The sequence below is a fragment of the Irregularibacter muris genome, from assembly GCF_024622505.1.
GTDB lineage: Bacteria > Bacillota > Clostridia > Eubacteriales > Garciellaceae > Irregularibacter > Irregularibacter muris.
On sequence record NZ_JANKAS010000005.1, the window covers coordinates 103,272 to 119,465 of the forward strand.

14 protein-coding genes are annotated in these 16,194 nt (G+C 39.1%); 2 read left to right on the plus strand and 12 right to left on the minus strand.

Annotation, left to right across the window (positions count from 1 at the left end):
* Positions 1 to 18: 18 nt before the first annotated feature.
* Together NSA47_RS07455 and NSA47_RS07460 are read left to right on the plus strand one after the other, a co-directional pair.
* Positions 19 to 2,325, plus strand: a complete 2,307-nt coding sequence (locus tag NSA47_RS07455; RefSeq protein WP_257530536.1) for a hydratase — start codon at positions 19 to 21, stop codon at positions 2,323 to 2,325.
* Positions 2,326 to 2,451: 126 nt separating this feature from the next.
* Positions 2,452 to 4,380: an aconitate hydratase gene (locus NSA47_RS07460; protein ID WP_257530539.1), complete on the plus strand. Its 1,929-nt coding sequence runs from the start codon at positions 2,452 to 2,454 to the stop codon at positions 4,378 to 4,380.
* A gap of 28 nt (positions 4,381 to 4,408) precedes the next feature.
* Here the strand turns inward: NSA47_RS07460 and citF (NSA47_RS07465) are convergent, their stop codons facing one another.
* From citF (NSA47_RS07465) to NSA47_RS07520, 12 genes are all read right to left on the minus strand, one after another.
* Positions 4,409 to 5,959 carry a citrate lyase subunit alpha gene (gene citF, locus NSA47_RS07465; RefSeq protein ID WP_257530541.1) on the minus strand — a complete coding sequence of 517 codons (1,551 nt, stop codon included), beginning with the start codon at positions 5,957 to 5,959 and terminating at the stop codon, positions 4,409 to 4,411.
* Positions 5,956 to 6,849: an aldolase/citrate lyase family protein gene (locus NSA47_RS07470; protein WP_257530543.1), complete on the minus strand. Its 894-nt coding sequence runs from the start codon at positions 6,847 to 6,849 to the stop codon at positions 5,956 to 5,958. The genes citF (NSA47_RS07465) and NSA47_RS07470 overlap by 4 nt, the downstream gene beginning before the upstream one ends.
* Positions 6,846 to 7,142 (minus strand): citrate lyase acyl carrier protein, encoded by a 297-nt coding sequence (gene citD, locus NSA47_RS07475; RefSeq protein ID WP_257530545.1) that lies wholly within the window; start codon positions 7,140 to 7,142, stop codon positions 6,846 to 6,848. Before citD (NSA47_RS07475) ends, NSA47_RS07470 begins: the two co-directional genes overlap by 4 nt.
* Positions 7,143 to 7,328: 186 nt before the next feature.
* Entirely contained in the window at positions 7,329 to 8,726 is a 1,398-nt protein-coding gene (locus tag NSA47_RS07480) for an oxaloacetate decarboxylase subunit alpha (protein ID WP_257530547.1), read from the minus strand.
* Positions 8,727 to 8,785: 59 nt separating this feature from the next.
* On the minus strand, positions 8,786 to 9,472 hold the full coding sequence (locus NSA47_RS07485) for a GntR family transcriptional regulator (protein WP_257530549.1): 687 nt from the start codon (positions 9,470 to 9,472) through the stop codon (positions 8,786 to 8,788).
* A 12-nt stretch (positions 9,473 to 9,484) separates the two neighbouring features.
* Positions 9,485 to 10,015, minus strand: a complete 531-nt coding sequence (gene citX / locus NSA47_RS07490; protein ID WP_257530551.1) for a citrate lyase holo-[acyl-carrier protein] synthase — start codon at positions 10,013 to 10,015, stop codon at positions 9,485 to 9,487.
* A 26-nt stretch (positions 10,016 to 10,041) separates the two neighbouring features.
* Positions 10,042 to 11,580 (minus strand): citrate lyase subunit alpha, encoded by a 1,539-nt coding sequence (gene citF / locus NSA47_RS07495; protein ID WP_257530553.1) that lies wholly within the window; start codon positions 11,578 to 11,580, stop codon positions 10,042 to 10,044.
* A gap of 1 nt (position 11,581) precedes the next feature.
* The gene (citE, locus tag NSA47_RS07500) at positions 11,582 to 12,469 is read right to left on the minus strand and encodes a citrate (pro-3S)-lyase subunit beta (protein ID WP_257530555.1); all 888 of its coding nucleotides are present in this window, start codon (positions 12,467 to 12,469) and stop codon (positions 11,582 to 11,584) included.
* The gene (citD, locus tag NSA47_RS07505) at positions 12,457 to 12,765 is read right to left on the minus strand and encodes a citrate lyase acyl carrier protein (RefSeq protein WP_257530557.1); all 309 of its coding nucleotides are present in this window, start codon (positions 12,763 to 12,765) and stop codon (positions 12,457 to 12,459) included. The genes citE and citD (NSA47_RS07505) overlap by 13 nt, the downstream gene beginning before the upstream one ends.
* Positions 12,766 to 12,781: 16 nt before the next feature.
* On the minus strand, positions 12,782 to 13,828 hold the full coding sequence (citC, locus tag NSA47_RS07510; RefSeq protein ID WP_257530559.1) for a [citrate (pro-3S)-lyase] ligase: 1,047 nt from the start codon (positions 13,826 to 13,828) through the stop codon (positions 12,782 to 12,784).
* Positions 13,829 to 13,834: 6 nt separating this feature from the next.
* Entirely contained in the window at positions 13,835 to 14,707 is an 873-nt protein-coding gene (gene citG / locus NSA47_RS07515; protein WP_257530561.1) for a triphosphoribosyl-dephospho-CoA synthase CitG, read from the minus strand.
* A gap of 122 nt (positions 14,708 to 14,829) precedes the next feature.
* Positions 14,830 to 16,158, minus strand: coding sequence for a 2-hydroxycarboxylate transporter family protein (locus tag NSA47_RS07520; protein ID WP_257530563.1), 1,329 nt, complete (start codon positions 16,156 to 16,158; stop codon positions 14,830 to 14,832).
* Positions 16,159 to 16,194: the final 36 nt, after the last annotated feature.

The following is a 16,194-nucleotide window of genomic DNA, read 5'->3' on the forward strand; positions in this document are numbered from 1 at the left end:
GATATGGAGGGAAAGCATTTGATTAAGATAACCAGAGAAAATGTCTTGATACGAAATGGTCGAGAAATAGTTCCCCAGGACGCAGATTATTCTACTTGGGTGAAGAACAATCTAGGAAAAAGCTTTCAAGCAAATGAGGCAAGAAAGGGAACCATTTCCTATAATATTTTAAAGGCTCATCAGCATTCTGATCAAGATGAACTTTTACGATTAAAATTTGATTCCATCACCTCCCATGATATTACCTATGTGGGTATTATTCAAACTGCAAGGGCTAGTGGTATGAAAAAGTTTCCTCTCCCCTATGTTCTTACCAACTGCCACAATAGTCTTTGTGCTGTAGGAGGAACCATCAACGAAGATGATCATAAATTTGCCCTATCGGCGGCTCAAAAATATGGTGGAATTTATGTGCCTCCTAATTTAGCTGTCATTCATTCCTATAACCGCGAAATGATGACCAAATGTGGAAATATGATTTTAGGTTCAGACAGCCATACAAGATACGGAGCCCTAGGCACTATGGCTGTGGGCGAGGGGGGCGGAGAATTAGCCAAGCAACTCCTTGAGCAAACCTATGATGTAGAATCTCCAGAGATAATCGCCATCTATCTAAAGGGCAAGCCCAATCCAGGGGTGGGTCCTCAAGACGTAGCTCTATCCATTATTAAAGCAGTATACAACAATAATTTTGTAAAAAATAAAGTTATGGAATTCATTGGAGAAGGCGTTAGCTCCTTACCCGTAGAATACAGGAATGGAATAGATGTAATGACCACAGAGGCTGCCTGCTGGAGCTCCATCTGGGAAACCGATGACAAAGTGAAAGAGTACTATGAAATCCATGGAAGAGCAGCAGACTATAAGACTCTAAAACCCGAAGAACTCGCTCTGTACGATGGCCTTGTGGAGGTTGATCTCTCTAAGATCAAGCCTTCTATTGCCCTCCCCTTCCATCCAAGCAATGTATATACCATAGAGGAATTAAAAAACAATCCTAAGGATATCTTTGCCCTAGTGGAAAAGGAAAGCAAAAAAGTTTTTGAATCCAATGATGTAGCTATTGATTTAATGAGTAAAATTGTAAATGGGAATATTCATGTAGATCAAGGAGTCATTGTAGGATGTTCTGGAGGTACCTTTGACAATATTGTTGCTGCTGCCGATATTCTTCGAGGAAAATCCACCGGAAACGGTACCTTCTCCATGAGTGTTTATGCTGGAAGTCAGCCAACTTACATGGAATTAGTAAAAAATGGAACTGTAGCCGATTTAATGGCAGCGGGTGCTGTGATGAAGCCAGCCTTCTGTGGTCCATGCTTTGGAGCAGGAGATACCCCTGCCAACAATGAGTTATCCATTAGACATGCAACAAGAAACTTCCCCAATAGGGATGGTTCCAAGCCTAACGAAGGCCAAACCTCCATGGTAGCCCTCATGGATGCTCGCTCCATTGCCGCTACAGCAGCCAATGGTGGAGTTTTAACCGGCGCCGATGAAGTAGCTGTGGAATATTCCCCTAAAAAATATTATTTTGATCAATCTATCTATGAGAAAAAGGTTTATGATAGTAAGGGTCACGCAGATGATTCTGTAGATTTAGTTTTTGGACCCAATATTAAGGATTGGCCAAAGATGCCTGCTCTAACCGACCATATGATGATCAAAGTGGTGACCCATATTACCGACCCTGTGACCACAACAGATGAATTGATTCCTTCGGGTGAAACTTCATCCTATAGATCCAATCCCATCAGACTTTCTGAATTTACCTTAAGCCGAAAGGATCCAAATTATGTTCCCAACGCAAAGGAAGTTCATGAATATGAGATATATCGAGAAGAGGGGAAAAATCCTGAAGAGAAATTTGATGAACTCAGGTCAGCTTATGAAGCCATTAGAAAGATCAAAGGTTTTGAAGCTCTCTCTCCGGAAGAAATGGGTATAGGAAGTACCCTATATGCCAATAAGCCTGGAGATGGCTCTGCAAGGGAACAAGCGGCTTCCTGTCAAAGAGTCTTGGGTGCCTGGGCCAATATTGCAACGGAATATGCTACAAAGAGATATCGTTCCAACTTGCTTAACTGGGGAATTATCCCCTTCTTGATTGAAGATGGAAATCTAATAAATAAGGATGACTTTATCTTCATTCCTCATATTAAAGAAGCGATTTCACAAGAAAGCGATAGGATAAAGGCCTATGTATTGGGAGAGTCTCTCAAGGAAATCACCTTCTCCCTTGGGCACTTAACCCATGAAGAAAGGGAGATTTTAATCTCTGGCTCATTGATTAATTATAATAAGAAGATGAACTCGTCTAGATAAAGCTGAATAACGAGACTTCAGATGGGGGCTCTACCCCACCTTGTAGAAAATGGACAAATCTGTATGAAAGAGAAAGACTATGATCTTCCTCTTTCATACAGATTTGATATACAGGAGGATAACAATATGGGATTAACTTTGACCGAAAAAGTATTATCTAAAGCCTTAGTAGAAGGCCAATTAAAAAGAGGAAGTAGAATTGGCCTTAAAGCTGATCAGACATTGACCCATGATTTAAATGGAATTATGTCCCATTTAGTTTTGGAATCCATTGGCTTAAAACAGAAAAAAGTAGATTTAGCTGTTCAATATTTGGATCATAATATTATTCAGGCAGATTTCAAAAATGCCGATGACCATAATTTTACTTTAGACATGACCTCAAGATTAGGCATTATCACAGCTAGAACCGGTAATGGAATTTGCCATCATCTTCATCTTGAACACTTTGCTGCACCAGGAAAGGTGCTTATAGGAGGAGACTCTCACACTACTGCCGCTGGTGGCATAGGCTCCTTTGCTGTAGGGGTAGGAGGATTTGATAATGCCATGTCTATAGCAGGAGAGACTTTCCATATGACAATGCCCCAAGTGGTTAAAGTCAATTTAACTGGTCGTCTACAGCCTATGGTTTCGGCAAAAAATATTATCCTAGAGCTGTTAAGAAGGGTGTCTGTGAAGGGTGGCGTTGGTAAGGTTTTTGAATTCACTGGTGAAGGGGTAACAACCCTAAATGTATCTGAACGTTCTACCATCACCAATATGGGAACAGAAACAGGAGCGACTACTTCCCTATTCCCTAGTGATGAAAATACAAGGAAATGGCTTAAAGCCTTTAATCGAGAAAAGGACTATATTCCCCTATCTGCCGATGAGGATGCCCTCTATGATGATGTCATAGAAATCAACCTAAGTGAACTAGAACCCCTCATTGCCCTTCCCTCTCAGCCTGATCGTGTGGTTAAGGTTAGGGAAGTTGCAGGTACAAAAATAGATCAGGTGATGATTGGAAGTTGTACAAATACTTCGGTACAGGATCTACTGAATGTGGGAAATATTCTTGAGGGCGAAACCATAGATAGAAATGTAGAATTAGGGGTATATCCCTCCACTAGGACAGTGATCATGGAAAGTATTGCTAGGGGTTCCTATGAAAACATTGTGGCCTCTGGTGCTAGAATATTTGAACCGGTATGTGGTGGTTGTAACGGCTGTGGATTTGCTCCTGCAACCAATGGGGTTTCTCTAAGAACTACTCCCAGAAACTTCAAGGGTAGATCGGGTACCAAATCTGATCAAGTATACCTTGTTGCTCCTGAAACAGCAGCAGCTTCAGCAATAACAGGAGTCATCACTGACCCCAGAGATTTAGGAAAGCAACCTATCCACTTTGAAATCCCTGAGAAGTTTATCTTTGATAAAAATATTTTTATTATGCCTGAAAACAATCCTGACAAACCTGTACGAAAGGGCCCTAATATTAAACCTATTCCTGAATTCTCCAGTATGGAGGATCAAACAGTAGGAGAGGTTATTCTGAAATTGGAAGATGATATTACTACCGACCATATTTGTCCCGCTGGGGCACTCTATCTCCCTATCCGATCCAATATTCCAGAAATGTCAAAACACTCCTTCCAAGGGATTGACACTACTTTCTATGACCGGGCAGTAAGGGCTAAGGGTTCCATCCTGATTGCAGGACATAATTATGGCCAAGGCTCCAGTAGGGAACAGGCGGCGATTATTCCAAGATATCTAGGAATAAACGTGGTTATCGCTAAGGGTTTTGCACGACTTCACCTAGCCAATATGGTAAACTGGGGAATACTCCCTCTGATATTTAAAAGTGACGAGGATTATGACTCCATAGACCAAGGGGATATTCTAGAGGTAGAAACCATCTCCCTTAAAGAAGGCCAAGATATAAAAGTCATCAACAAATCTAAAAATTCGGTAATGCATTTAAAATCACCTTTATTCCAAGAGGATCTAGATGCCATAAAAGAAGGTGGATTTGTGAATATCCTTAGAAATAAAAATAAAGCAGAATAAAAATAAAGCGGCCATGGCCGCTTTATTTTTATTCTAATCCTTTAGGTCTTCGAATAACATCTATAATGGTTCCATCTCTGTATTCCACAAGGGCAACTACCTGATTTTCAAATTCAATATCCCTAGGTTCTCCAACAAGTGCATAAGCTTCATTCCGTAATTCCTCAATGGTACGCAGGGGTATGTCGGTGCTGGATAGGCTATGGATCAAGTCTTGACGAGCAGGATTAATGGCAACTCCATATTCTGTAACTACAATATCTACGCTTTCTCCAGGAGTGGTGACTGAGGTCACTCTATCTCGAATGGTAGGGATTCTACTTCTTACTAAGGGGGCCACAATAATCGATACCTTGGATCCTGCTGCCGTATCTACATGTCCTCCTGGTGCCCCTTGAATGATGCCGTCAGAACCTTGTACAACGTTCACATTAAAATCTAGATCTACCTCTAAGGCCCCTAGAATGACAAAATCTAGTTGATTGACAAAGGCTCCTTTATTGAGAGGATTTGCATATTGAGAAGTCGATATTTCAAAATGTCTTGAATTGGTATTTACAGATTCTACTGAGGCCATATCAAAGGATTGACAGTCTAGTAAAGCTTTTATATAGCCTTCCTTCATGAGCTCTACCATAGGCTGGGTAATTCCTCCTAGAGCCCAACCCATTTTGATATTTTTCTCATCCATATAGGGTTTTAAAAACCGGGTTACAGCTAAGGGAGCCCCTCCTCCACCTGTTTGAAAGGTAAAACCATCTTCAAAATACTCTGTTGCCACTAGGCATTTTGTTGCTAATTCTGCAATATATAGTTCCCTGGGGTCCTGAGTCATTCTCAAAACTCCACTAGCAATTCTTCTAGGATCTCCAATCTCATCAACCTTTACCACATAGTCCACATCAACCCCCTGAATAGAGGCAGGGAAATTGGGAGTGTCTACAAGGGTATCGGTGATGACTACCACTTTATCTGCATATCTCGAATCCACCACAGAGTAAGCCAATACCCCACAGTCAGATTTTCCTCCTTTCCCCCTTGCATTGCCAAAGGCATCACTGGTAGGGGCACCAATAAAGGCTACATCAATGTGAATGTCTCCCGCTTCGACGGCTCGCACTCGTCCTCCATGGCTACGTATGATGGCAGGATTCTTTAATTTACCGCTGGAAATAGCTCGTCCGATTTCATCCCGTACTCCACTGGAGGAAATTCCTATAATGGTTCCGTCTTCAATATAAGGTACAATAGAGCTTTGAGCAGCACCCAGACTTGAAGCACATAGGGTAAGATCTTTAATTCCTAGATCATGAATAACCTCCATAACCATGCTTACAATATAATCTCCGTTTCTAAAATGATGGTGGAAAGATATACACATTCCGTCCTTTAATCCACATTTCTCAACAGCCTCTTTAATATTTTTTACTAATTTACTTTTCTGGGGACCCACAGCTCCCTTTACCCTTGGGGCAGCCTTTTTGTATTCATAATGATTCCGATAATACTGCCCTTGAAATCCTTCCTGATCTTCTTTTAAAAATTCTTCTGGAATATCTCGACCAGCTTTATTGATCATATCAAACTCCCCCTATACTTATTAGAAGCCTTAGCTAGTTCTAGTGTTCTCTTGGCGCCTTCAATCATGGCCACGTCTACCATTTTTCCATCTACAACTAAAACACCTACACCTTTTTTCTTATTCTTTTCTAGGGCAATGATTATCCTTTCGGCATGTCTAATTTCCTTCTCTGATGGTGTAAATACATCATGAATAATAGCAATTTGTCTAGGATTAATCACGGATTTTCCGTCAAAACCCATATCTCGAATAAGTTCAGTGTCTCTTTTCAAGGTTTCTACATCATCAATATCGGTATGGACAGTATCAAAAGCCATCACACCAGCTGCCCGGGCAGCCAACACAATTTGAGAACGGGCAGAGAATATCTCCGCTCCATGGGTGGTTCTTTTGGCATGCATAGTTCTTACAAAGTCTCCAGCACTTAGAGCAACTCCCATAAGTCTCCTACTGCTTTTGCATATCTCATAGGCATTCATAACCGCAAGAGGAGATTCTAAAGCAGCCATCAACATGGTAGAGCCTACTTCTCGGTCAAACTCTTTTTCTGCAGCCACAACCAATTCTTCTACATATTGCACATCAGAAGCCTGTTCTACCTTAGGGATTCGGATACCATTACATCCTCCTGCAACAGAAGCACGAATATCTTCTTTGTAATAGGGCGTGTCCAACCCATTGATTCTCACAAAAATTTCTACTCCATGATAGTCTGCATATTTTAAAGTATTAAAGAGTTGGATTCTGGCAGAATCTTTTTCCCCCTCTGCTACAGCATCTTCTAGGTCTAAAATCACGCAATCCGGCCCATATACATAAGGATCTTTTACCAAGGAAGCTCTTTGGGTATTTAAAAACATCATGGTTCTACGAATTCTATTTTTCATAGCATTTCCCCCCATGGTAAATTTTCTACTTTATCGTTAGCACGGAAAATGGCTGTTTGAACCCGAGCCCGTAGTATACAGTCCAGAGCACCCTTATCTCGGACGATAAGCCTTGCATTGGATACCCCTAAGTTTTCTAAAACCTCTCTAATGGTCTTTTCAATTTGTTCTCCGTATTGGGCAAGTACACTACTTTCTAAATGGAGTTCGATCCCATTGTTAGAGGGTTCAATCATGACTTGAACATCACTGGACTCCATTGTACCAGCAAGGGCACTATGCTTTATCTCCATTTTTATCACTCCTTTTTTATGTTTTCACACCTATTTTCTCATAGAAATTATATCATTTTTGCTCATTTACACGATCATAAAGACATGAAAAGTGCAGAACGCAGAAAAAAAGGAGCTATTCTACCAGATATCCATTTTTGCTCAAGACATCTAGTACAATAACTCCAACCCTAGCATAGCTAATTTTTATACGGGATAAATCTTATTTGTTTTATCTACAACGGTATTATCTATTTTGTATTTCTGAGCTTGACGATATTTGAAGTATTCCACTGCTACCTGTGGGAATAGACCATAACTTAGGACATCTTCTTCTTGCTCTAGATATTCTTTCATGTCATTTCGAATGTTTTCTAATTGGGGAGCAATATCATCGGCAGGTCTGTGGGTGATGACTTCCTCATCTCCAATGATCTTTTTACGAATGTCTTCTGAAATCTCTACTGGAGATTTGCCATATTCTCCCTTTACGTAGGCTTTGATTTCTTTAGGAATCATTTTGTATCTTTCCCCAAGAATAACATTAAATACTGCTTGAGTTCCTACCATTTGGCTTAATGGGGTTACCAATGGGGGATAACCTAAGTCCTCTCGTACTTTAGGTACTTCCTTGAGCACTTCTTCAAATTTATCCTCGGCATTTTGCATTTTTAGTTGGGATACTAAGTTGGATAACATTCCCCCGGGTACTTGATAAATCAAAGCGTTAACATCTACTCCTAGCACCTTTGGATCTAACTCTCTGCTTTCTAAATACTTGTTGCGTATAGGTTTAAAATACTCTGCCACTTGATTTAATAATGCAAGATCTAATCCTGTATCTTCTTTTGTACCCTGTAAGGTTGCTACTAAAGGCTCAGTAGGTGGCTGAGAGGTTCCTAGTGCCATAGGAGAGATAGCACAATCTATGATATCCGCCCCTGCCTCAGCAGCTTTTAAATAAGTCATCGAACCGGTACCACTAGTGGCATGGGTATGAACTTGAAGCGGAAGTTTTACTGTTCCCTTTATGGCCTTAACTAGTTCATAGGCATAATAAGGCGTGAGGATACCTGACATATCCTTAATACAAATAGAATCCGCTCCCATATCCTCCATTTGTTTTGCCAGTTTTAGATAATACTCTGTATTGTGTACTGGACTTGTGGTATAGGATATGGCTGCCTGGGCATGGCCCCCTTCTTTTTTCGTAGCTTCTATGGCTACCTTAATGTTTCGTACATCGTTTAGGGCATCAAAGGTTCTTATAATGTCAATTCCATTGGCAATGGATTTTTTCACAAAGTCTATTACTACATCATCGGCATAATGTTTATAACCTAATAGGTTTTGTCCTCTCAGTAGCATTTGGAGTTTTGTGTTTTTCACATGTTTTCGGATGATTCTTAATCTTTCCCAAGGGTCTTCATTTAAAAATCTTAGGGAAGCATCAAAGGTTGCTCCTCCCCACATTTCTAAGGAATGATATCCTACTTTATCTAGTGTCTCTAAAATGGGCACCATTTCCTCTGTTTTCATTCTGGTGGCAATTAAAGACTGATGGGCGTCTCGTAATACAGTCTCGGTAATTTTTACTTTGGCCATTTTACCCCTCCTTATTTTAGTTTTTTCCCATAGGGCATTCTATTTTCAATCTATATTTATCACAGATTATCAAAGTAATCTACTACAATTTCTAGAGAGGAATCTAAATGTTTCTCAATGATTTGCTCCATTTTTGTTAGGTCTTTTTTTATTAAAGTATCCAACAACATTCTGTGCTCTTGAATAGCCTGCGTTCTTCTTTCTTCTCCACCTATGGATATTCTTCTAAATCGTTTTAAATATTGATTAAGGTCATCTATCATATTCTTTAGACGATACATTTTACTCATATCATAGATGTGATTATTGAATTCTCTAAACATAGCGAATACTGTTTCAACATTCCCCGCTTGATCTTGTCTTTCGGTTTCGTCTAATAAATCCTGTATCTTTTTTACTTTATCTTTTGTTATATTTTCTGCTGCACTTTTATAAGCTAAAATCTCTAATACTTTTCTTATTTTATAAATTTCAATAACATCTTCTTTGCCGATTTTTTTCACTACTACACCTGTTCTTGGTATATATTCTACTAAGTCATCCATTTCTAGCTTTCTCAGCGCTTCTCTTACAGGGGTTCTACTAATGTTTAGTCTATCTGCAAATTCCTTTTCCACAATTCTCTCTCCTAGTGGAATTTTGCCTTCAATAATAATTTCCTTTAGGCTTTCATAGACCACGTCCCTCATGGGCTTGTTTTTAGAGAGGTCAGTATTTTTTATTAATTCTTCCATATAGTCAGACATTTTGATTCTCCTCTATTTTTCATTTTCAAAATAGGTTTGTGCTTTATCATGAATGGATGCCACTAGTTCTTCTATGGAATGTCTTCTGGATCTTCCACATTCAAAGGCATTTCCATCACATATAAAGCATCTTCTTGGGCTTTTTCCTATGTCAGTTCTGGAAATTTGTTTTCCCTCTCCATATAATACATCAAAATCAAATATTCGTCCAAGGGGATGTTGTTCCTCTATATTTGTGGTAAGTTTCTTTATTGTTGTGGCTTCTTCCTTGAAAACCATATAGCCTTCAGGACCACTGGCTTTGTAAAACTCCTCTTTGGATAAGATCTCTATAGATTTGTCCTCTGCCTGTTTTATTAATTCTTCCCATCCTTTTTTAAAAATCTTCCTATAAAGGGGAGAATCCTTTATCTCCCCTGGAATATTGATCTTATAGGATACTAGGGTATTTTTTTGATATTGTTGAAGAAGCTTTCTTTGATGTATTACCCTTTTTTCTCTGCTTTCAATAATATTTATTATAGATTGTCTAGAACTATTCATCGAATCTCACCTGTACTTCGTACTCTTTATTTTATTGCCTTTATTACATCAATGATTGTTCCATCTCTATATTCAATAAGTCCAACTACTTGGTCAGTATACTCTATAGCATCAGGAGTACCTACTGTATTAATCGCCAAATCTCTTAATTTTTCAATATCATATAGAGGTAGGTTGGCTTGTTTAAATTTTTCTACTAAATCCTGTCTTTTTGGATTGACCGCAATTCCTCGATCAGTTACCAACACATCTACGGTTTCCCCTGGAGTAATGACATGGCTTACTTTATCCACTACGGTAGGTATTCTTCCCCTAATTAAAGGTGCAACAATCATGGTCAATTTAGAACCCGCTGCGGTATCACAATGTCCTCCAGAAGCTCCTCTAATTACTCCATCAGAACCTGTAATAACATTTACATTGAAGTCCGTATCAATTTCTAGGGCACTTAATACCACAACATCCAGCTTATTGACAACAGCACCCTTATTGTGAGGATTTGCATATAGGGAAGCATCAATTTCCACATGATTATCATTTTTGGAAATAGAATTTGCGGCTACCAAATCAAAACATTGCACATCAAATAGAGATTTTACTAGGCCTTCCTCTAGCATTTCAACCATTGGTTTTGTTATGCCTCCTAGGGCAAAGCTAGCAGTAATCCCTTTGTCAATCATTTCTTTTCTAATAAATCTTGCTACAGCTAAGGAAGCTCCTCCTGTACCTGTTTGAAAGGAAAATCCATCCTTAAAGTAGCCCGAATGAACAATAGCTTTTTTAGCATTTTCTGCAATCAAAAGATCCCTTGGATTTTTGGTGTACCTGGTAGCCCCAGAGGCAATACCTGAAGGATCTCCTATTTCCTCCACAGCTACTACATAATCCACATCCTTTTGGGAAATACTTGCAGGAAGGTTTGGATATTCCACTAGATTGTCCGTAATAATAACGACCTTGTCTGCATATTGGGCATCAATCTTAGCATAACCTAGAGAACCACAAACGGCTTTTCCAACTGCTCCACTGGCATTGCCATATTCATCTGCAGCAGGTGCTCCTAAGAAGGCTACGTCAATTTTGATGTCTCCCGCTTCAATAGCTCTGGCTCTCCCACCATGGGATCTGATAATCACAGGATTTTTCATAAGTCCTCGAGAAATTTCCTCTGCCAGTTCACCCCTTAGGCCACTGGTTGTAATATTGGTAACCACTCCATTTTTAATGTGCTCAATAAGAGAGGCATGAATATTGGTTAAAGAACTTGATGCTAAAGTAAGGTTTTTTATTCCCATCTTGGCAATGGTATCTACTACCATATTTACAATATAATCTCCATTTCGGAAATGATGGTGGAAGGAAATAGTCATTCCATCCTTTAACCCAGTTTTTTTGATTATTTCTTCTATGCTGGAAACCAATTTGGAATCTCCAGGTTTTACTGCCGTTACTTTAGGTCCATGTTGTCTAATGGTAGGTTCTATAGCAAAGGGCCCTTGGTAGACATTTAACGCATTTTTTTCAATGATCTCATCAGGTATTTCTCTATTTATGACGTTTTTCATCTTACGCTTCCTCCTTATATAGACCAGCTGAAGCAGCTAAATTTAGTACTCTTTCTGCCCTTTCAACAATAGGCTTATCAATCATTTTTCCATTTAGGGCAATAACTCCTGACCCCTTTTCTTCAGCCTCTTTGATGGCTTTTTTTACATCTATGGCCTTTTGAATTTCCTTTTCTGATGGGGTAAAGATGTCATGAACTGTTTGGATCTGTCTTGGGTTAATAACAGATTTCCCGTCAAAACCTAGCTGTTTAATCAATTTGGTTTCCCTGACTAGACCTTCCTCATCATCCACGTCAGAAAAGACCGTATCTAGCGCATAGATTCCTGCTGCTCTAGCTGCCATGACAATTTGACTTCTTGCTCCCAATAACTCAATTCCCTCTGGGGATCTATTGGTTTTCATACTGGTGACATAGTCTTCAGCACCAATGGCAATTCCAATAAGTCTTTTACTAGCCTTTGCGATTTCATAGGCACTCATTGCACCTAAAGGACTTTCAATAGCCGCCATCATTTTAGTTGAGCCGATTTCTCTACCTATTTTTCTTTCCACTTCTTCAATAACTTCTTCTACATCTTTAATATCTTGAGGTGTTTCGGTTTTAGGGAGCCTTACTACATCTACTCCTGCCCTTACCACGGCTTCTATGTCATCCCGTCCATGGGGAGTATCCAATCCATTTATTCTCACTACTATTTCTGTTCCTTGATAATCTACAGTTTTAATTGCCTGATACACAAGAAATCTTGCAGTATCCTTTTCATGTAGGGATACGGAATCTTCTAGGTCAAACATCAATGAATCAGCACCATAGATATGGGCGTCCTTCAACATTCCTGCATTATTCCCTGGAACAAACATCATTGTTCTTCTTAATCTACCCATTTGTCCAATTCCTCCCAGTTAAATTTTTCTTCTCCTGCAGCTCGATAGGTAGCTGCTAATGTTCTGGCCTTTACAATACAGTCTAAGGCTCCTTTATCATTGGCTCTTACTAGGGCTTCTGAGATGCCTAACCCCTTCAAAGTGTCCGTAATTACCTTTCTAATTTGATTTCCAAATTGTTTTTCTACAGAGCTATTTAGTTGAATCTCAATTCCCTTTTGAGTATTTGGTTCAACAATTATACTAATATCACTGGATTCCATAGTTCCTGCCATACCTGCTTTAATAATTCTCATTTACTTACACCTCCTATTAATGTCGTATCCTTTGTTTTTTAATTTTTTCAATAATGGGTATTGCTTTTTCAGAAAGTAAAAAGTTATAGGTAGTTTGGGGCACCAATTTCCCTATCTCCTGGATTTTTCCTACTCTAATGAGTTCCCTTACCTTAGAAGCACTAATGATTTCATGATCTTTTTGTACCCTAGGTATTTCCACCACCTCTACCCCATATCCAGGAAGAATTTCCTTCATGACCTCATTGTAAGTTTTGGTCACAGGACAATAGGGTTCTTCCCCTATAAATCTTTTGTTTATCCCTAGGGCTGGCACCATATATTGAGCAAAAACTTCAATATCCAGCATTGCATGAAGTCTGACTACATCTCCTTCATCCTTTATGAAATAGGAAGGAAAAGTGGCATTGGAGATAATATAATCCTTGCCCTTATGGATATTCACATTTTTTAAATGGGCAATGCCTTTTTTAATCAATTCATATCTTACCTCTGAGGGAAAAAGAGATCGATCCTCCCACACCACAAAAAGATGAACAACATCGCTTTCCTGGGCCGCTTTCTCGATGAGATATTGATGACCTAGGGTAAAGGGATTGCAATTCATCACTAGAGAGGAAATAATTTTCCCCTGTTTCTTCTCCTTGGAAACTTCCCTCACAAAGTTTTCAATACCCTGAGGATTATTTTCTAGCAAAGCCACCTTATCCTCTACTTGAGCTATGGTTTTAAAACCAAAATAGGAAAAGGACTTTATGTTTTCAGGCTTTGTATAAATAAAAAGATGGGTATTCCCTCTTTGGTATTGTGCATTCATCAGCTGGGACATGAGGGAATTGATCACTCCTGTACCCTTATATTTAGGATCTACTGCGATAGATCTTAGGGTTTTCCCATGAATACCGCCCACAGCTAAAATTTGTTCTCCTTGATAAATACCAATGATCTCTTCCAAGTTCTCATCTAACCTTAGATGTTGTTGTTTTAAAAATTCTTGTATCCTAATAATCTCAGTTTTATTCTCTTTGTCTATAGTTCTATATTGAAAATTTTCATACTCCATTCGGGCTCACACTCCTGTATCCTCCAGCATGCCCAAGAAAACGGTCACCGCCATAAGATCCGCTGAGCCACCGGGACTAATATTTCTTTTAATAAAATCTCTATCCATGACTTCTATGGCTTCCTTTCCCTTTTTGGAAAAAACCCCTCCCTGGGATATTATTTTCCTAGCATATTTTTGCACATATTCTAGTCCACCTATACCCTGGCGAGAGATTACATTACTGTCTACACAGAGGGTCATGATACTTAGTAAAATTTGGATGAGGATATGGTTAATCTCTATTTCATCCTGGGAGGACAAATCTCTAAAGAGGTCTATTCCCTTTTTCCTCACCGTTTTAAATCCTGATTCTACCTCTCCGCGAATACCTGTAATTCCATACTGTAAAAAGAGTTTTTCCCCATAGGTAAACTGTTTCTTATTTTTTAGATTTTCCAATTCTGTATGAGTTATACCTTTGGTCATTTGAGCAACAACTTCACAGACCCTTTCGGCTTTGGGATTTTGTTTCTCTTCTTTCTGGTAGAGATAACCCACCGCGGCACATAAAATTCCTAGGGAAAAGATAATGCCCTTATGAGTATTTATGCCCCTAGTGCTCTTAAACATTTTCTCTTCCATTTCTATACCAATAGATCGTATCTCTCCTAAGAGTTGGGAAAGATCTAAACCTTGAAAGTTCATACCCTGTAAGGTACAGCGAAAAAAACCTTCATATAAGGATGCCCCGCTAGACATAAAGGTAAAAAAGTCCATATCCCTATGAGCTCCTGAGTTGTTTCGATCCACTAAACCTGGCTTTGGAGTAGCACTTACCTCGTACAGCACAGATTTTTGCGCTAAATAGGCCACATAGGTACAAAATGCCTTATCCACTTTAGCTCCCTCCCTTTGAGGTCATTGTATACGGTATCCCGTGCTTATCCAAAAAAATAAAACAAAACTTTGATAAAGACCTACCAGAAAATTCTAGTAGATCTTTATCCTTATAAATATTATTACATAAATAATCCAAATAGTACACTACCAATAACCAACACAAGTCCTCCCCCTAGACGGGATGAGATTTGAGCATAGGGCATTAATTCCATTCTATCAGCAGCTCCTAATACTTGGATATCACCGGAACCTCCCCTATTGGCCATACAAAGACCAGCAGTTACAGAAGAGTCTACAAAGAAGAATCCTACTAAGTGACCTACTAAACCACTACCTACTACTGCACCAATTATGATGAATACCGCTACTACAACATTTTGAAGGGTGATCGCAGCAATAATTTCTCCTAAATCTGTGAAAGCAATCCCCACACCTGCCATCATAACTAAAAGGAATTGTTTGGTAAAGAAGGTTTGTAATTTCTTTGCCCCTACCTTTAGGTTCTCAGGAATAAGATTGAAGGCATTGGCAAGAACTACGAAAATAATCATATAGGCAAACTTATGAATGACAACGCCTCCAATACTTGGAAGAATATATCCAGAGAATAAACTTCCTAGGGCATAGAACATTCCTGCCAAAACAAGACCATTGGCTATCTCTCTTAAATTTGGTTTGTAATCTACCTTATCCTCTGCATCAAGTTCAGCAGATTTTCTCATTAGGTTGGTCTTATCCCCTGTCAATGCAGGCTTTGCCTTTCCTAATTTATTTAATAAGGCGGCTGCAATAATCGCAAAGATATTTCCTATGGTTAGGATGGAAATAGCAAAGGAGTAATATTCACCCTTAGGTTGTCCTGTGGTAGCCTCCCAAATTTCACTTAAAGGCACAGCTCCTGCACCGTTACCACCACCCATAATAGGTAGTACATATTTTATAGCAACTTCTACAGGGGCAATTCCCATGAAAAGTCCTGCCACAATTCCAAAGATCATGGCAAATAATACACCCCCAAGAATGGCTGGAATATATCCTAAGAATGATCTTACCAATAATTTTCTGTCTACTGATAATACAGAACCAGTAATCAGTACCACTACGAATAGAGTTAGAAAATCAACATCATCCATAAATACCGTGGCAGACTCCACGTACTTTGCAGGTAAAATGCCTGCATAAACTAAATAGGCTGTTCCTATAAAGGCTAAAATAGGGCCACCACCGATATAGGTATTCCAAAGAGGAACTCTTTCCCCTACTTCATTAAAAATAATTCCTAGAAAATATAATAATGCAAATGAGCTCGCCATACCAGTTCCCAGAGTTTCTGTAAAGATAGATGCTACCATAATTACTGCAAAAATAACAAATAGATAAACTGGCATTCCGAATATGGTAAAACCATTATTACTCTTTAGCTGATTTGTTGTAATTTTTTCACCCATTAAGTACACCTCTTTTCATTTTTATAGAAATCCATC

What these genes read in the sequence shown, in the direction of transcription:
- NSA47_RS07485 (WP_257530549.1), bottom strand. Translation starts at nt 9,472, where the DNA reads ATGTCTGACTATATGGAAGAATTAATAAAAAATACTGACCTCTCTAAA.
- citE (WP_257530555.1), bottom strand. Translation starts at nt 12,469, where the DNA reads ATGGGTAGATTAAGAAGAACAATGATGTTTGTTCCAGGGAATAATGCA.
- citF (WP_257530553.1), bottom strand. Translation starts at nt 11,580, where the DNA reads ATGAAAAACGTCATAAATAGAGAAATACCTGATGAGATCATTGAAAAA.
- NSA47_RS07520 (WP_257530563.1), bottom strand. Translation starts at nt 16,158, where the DNA reads ATGGGTGAAAAAATTACAACAAATCAGCTAAAGAGTAATAATGGTTTT.
- citC (WP_257530559.1), bottom strand. Translation starts at nt 13,828, where the DNA reads ATGGAGTATGAAAATTTTCAATATAGAACTATAGACAAAGAGAATAAA.
- citF (WP_257530541.1), bottom strand. Translation starts at nt 5,959, where the DNA reads ATGATCAATAAAGCTGGTCGAGATATTCCAGAAGAATTTTTAAAAGAA.
- NSA47_RS07470 (WP_257530543.1), bottom strand. Translation starts at nt 6,849, where the DNA reads ATGAAAAATAGAATTCGTAGAACCATGATGTTTTTAAATACCCAAAGA.
- NSA47_RS07460 (WP_257530539.1), top strand. Translation starts at nt 2,452, where the DNA reads ATGGGATTAACTTTGACCGAAAAAGTATTATCTAAAGCCTTAGTAGAA.
- citX (WP_257530551.1), bottom strand. Translation starts at nt 10,015, where the DNA reads ATGAATAGTTCTAGACAATCTATAATAAATATTATTGAAAGCAGAGAA.
- NSA47_RS07480 (WP_257530547.1), bottom strand. Translation starts at nt 8,726, where the DNA reads ATGGCCAAAGTAAAAATTACCGAGACTGTATTACGAGACGCCCATCAG.
- citD (WP_257530545.1), bottom strand. Translation starts at nt 7,142, where the DNA reads ATGGAGATAAAGCATAGTGCCCTTGCTGGTACAATGGAGTCCAGTGAT.
- citD (WP_257530557.1), bottom strand. Translation starts at nt 12,765, where the DNA reads ATGAGAATTATTAAAGCAGGTATGGCAGGAACTATGGAATCCAGTGAT.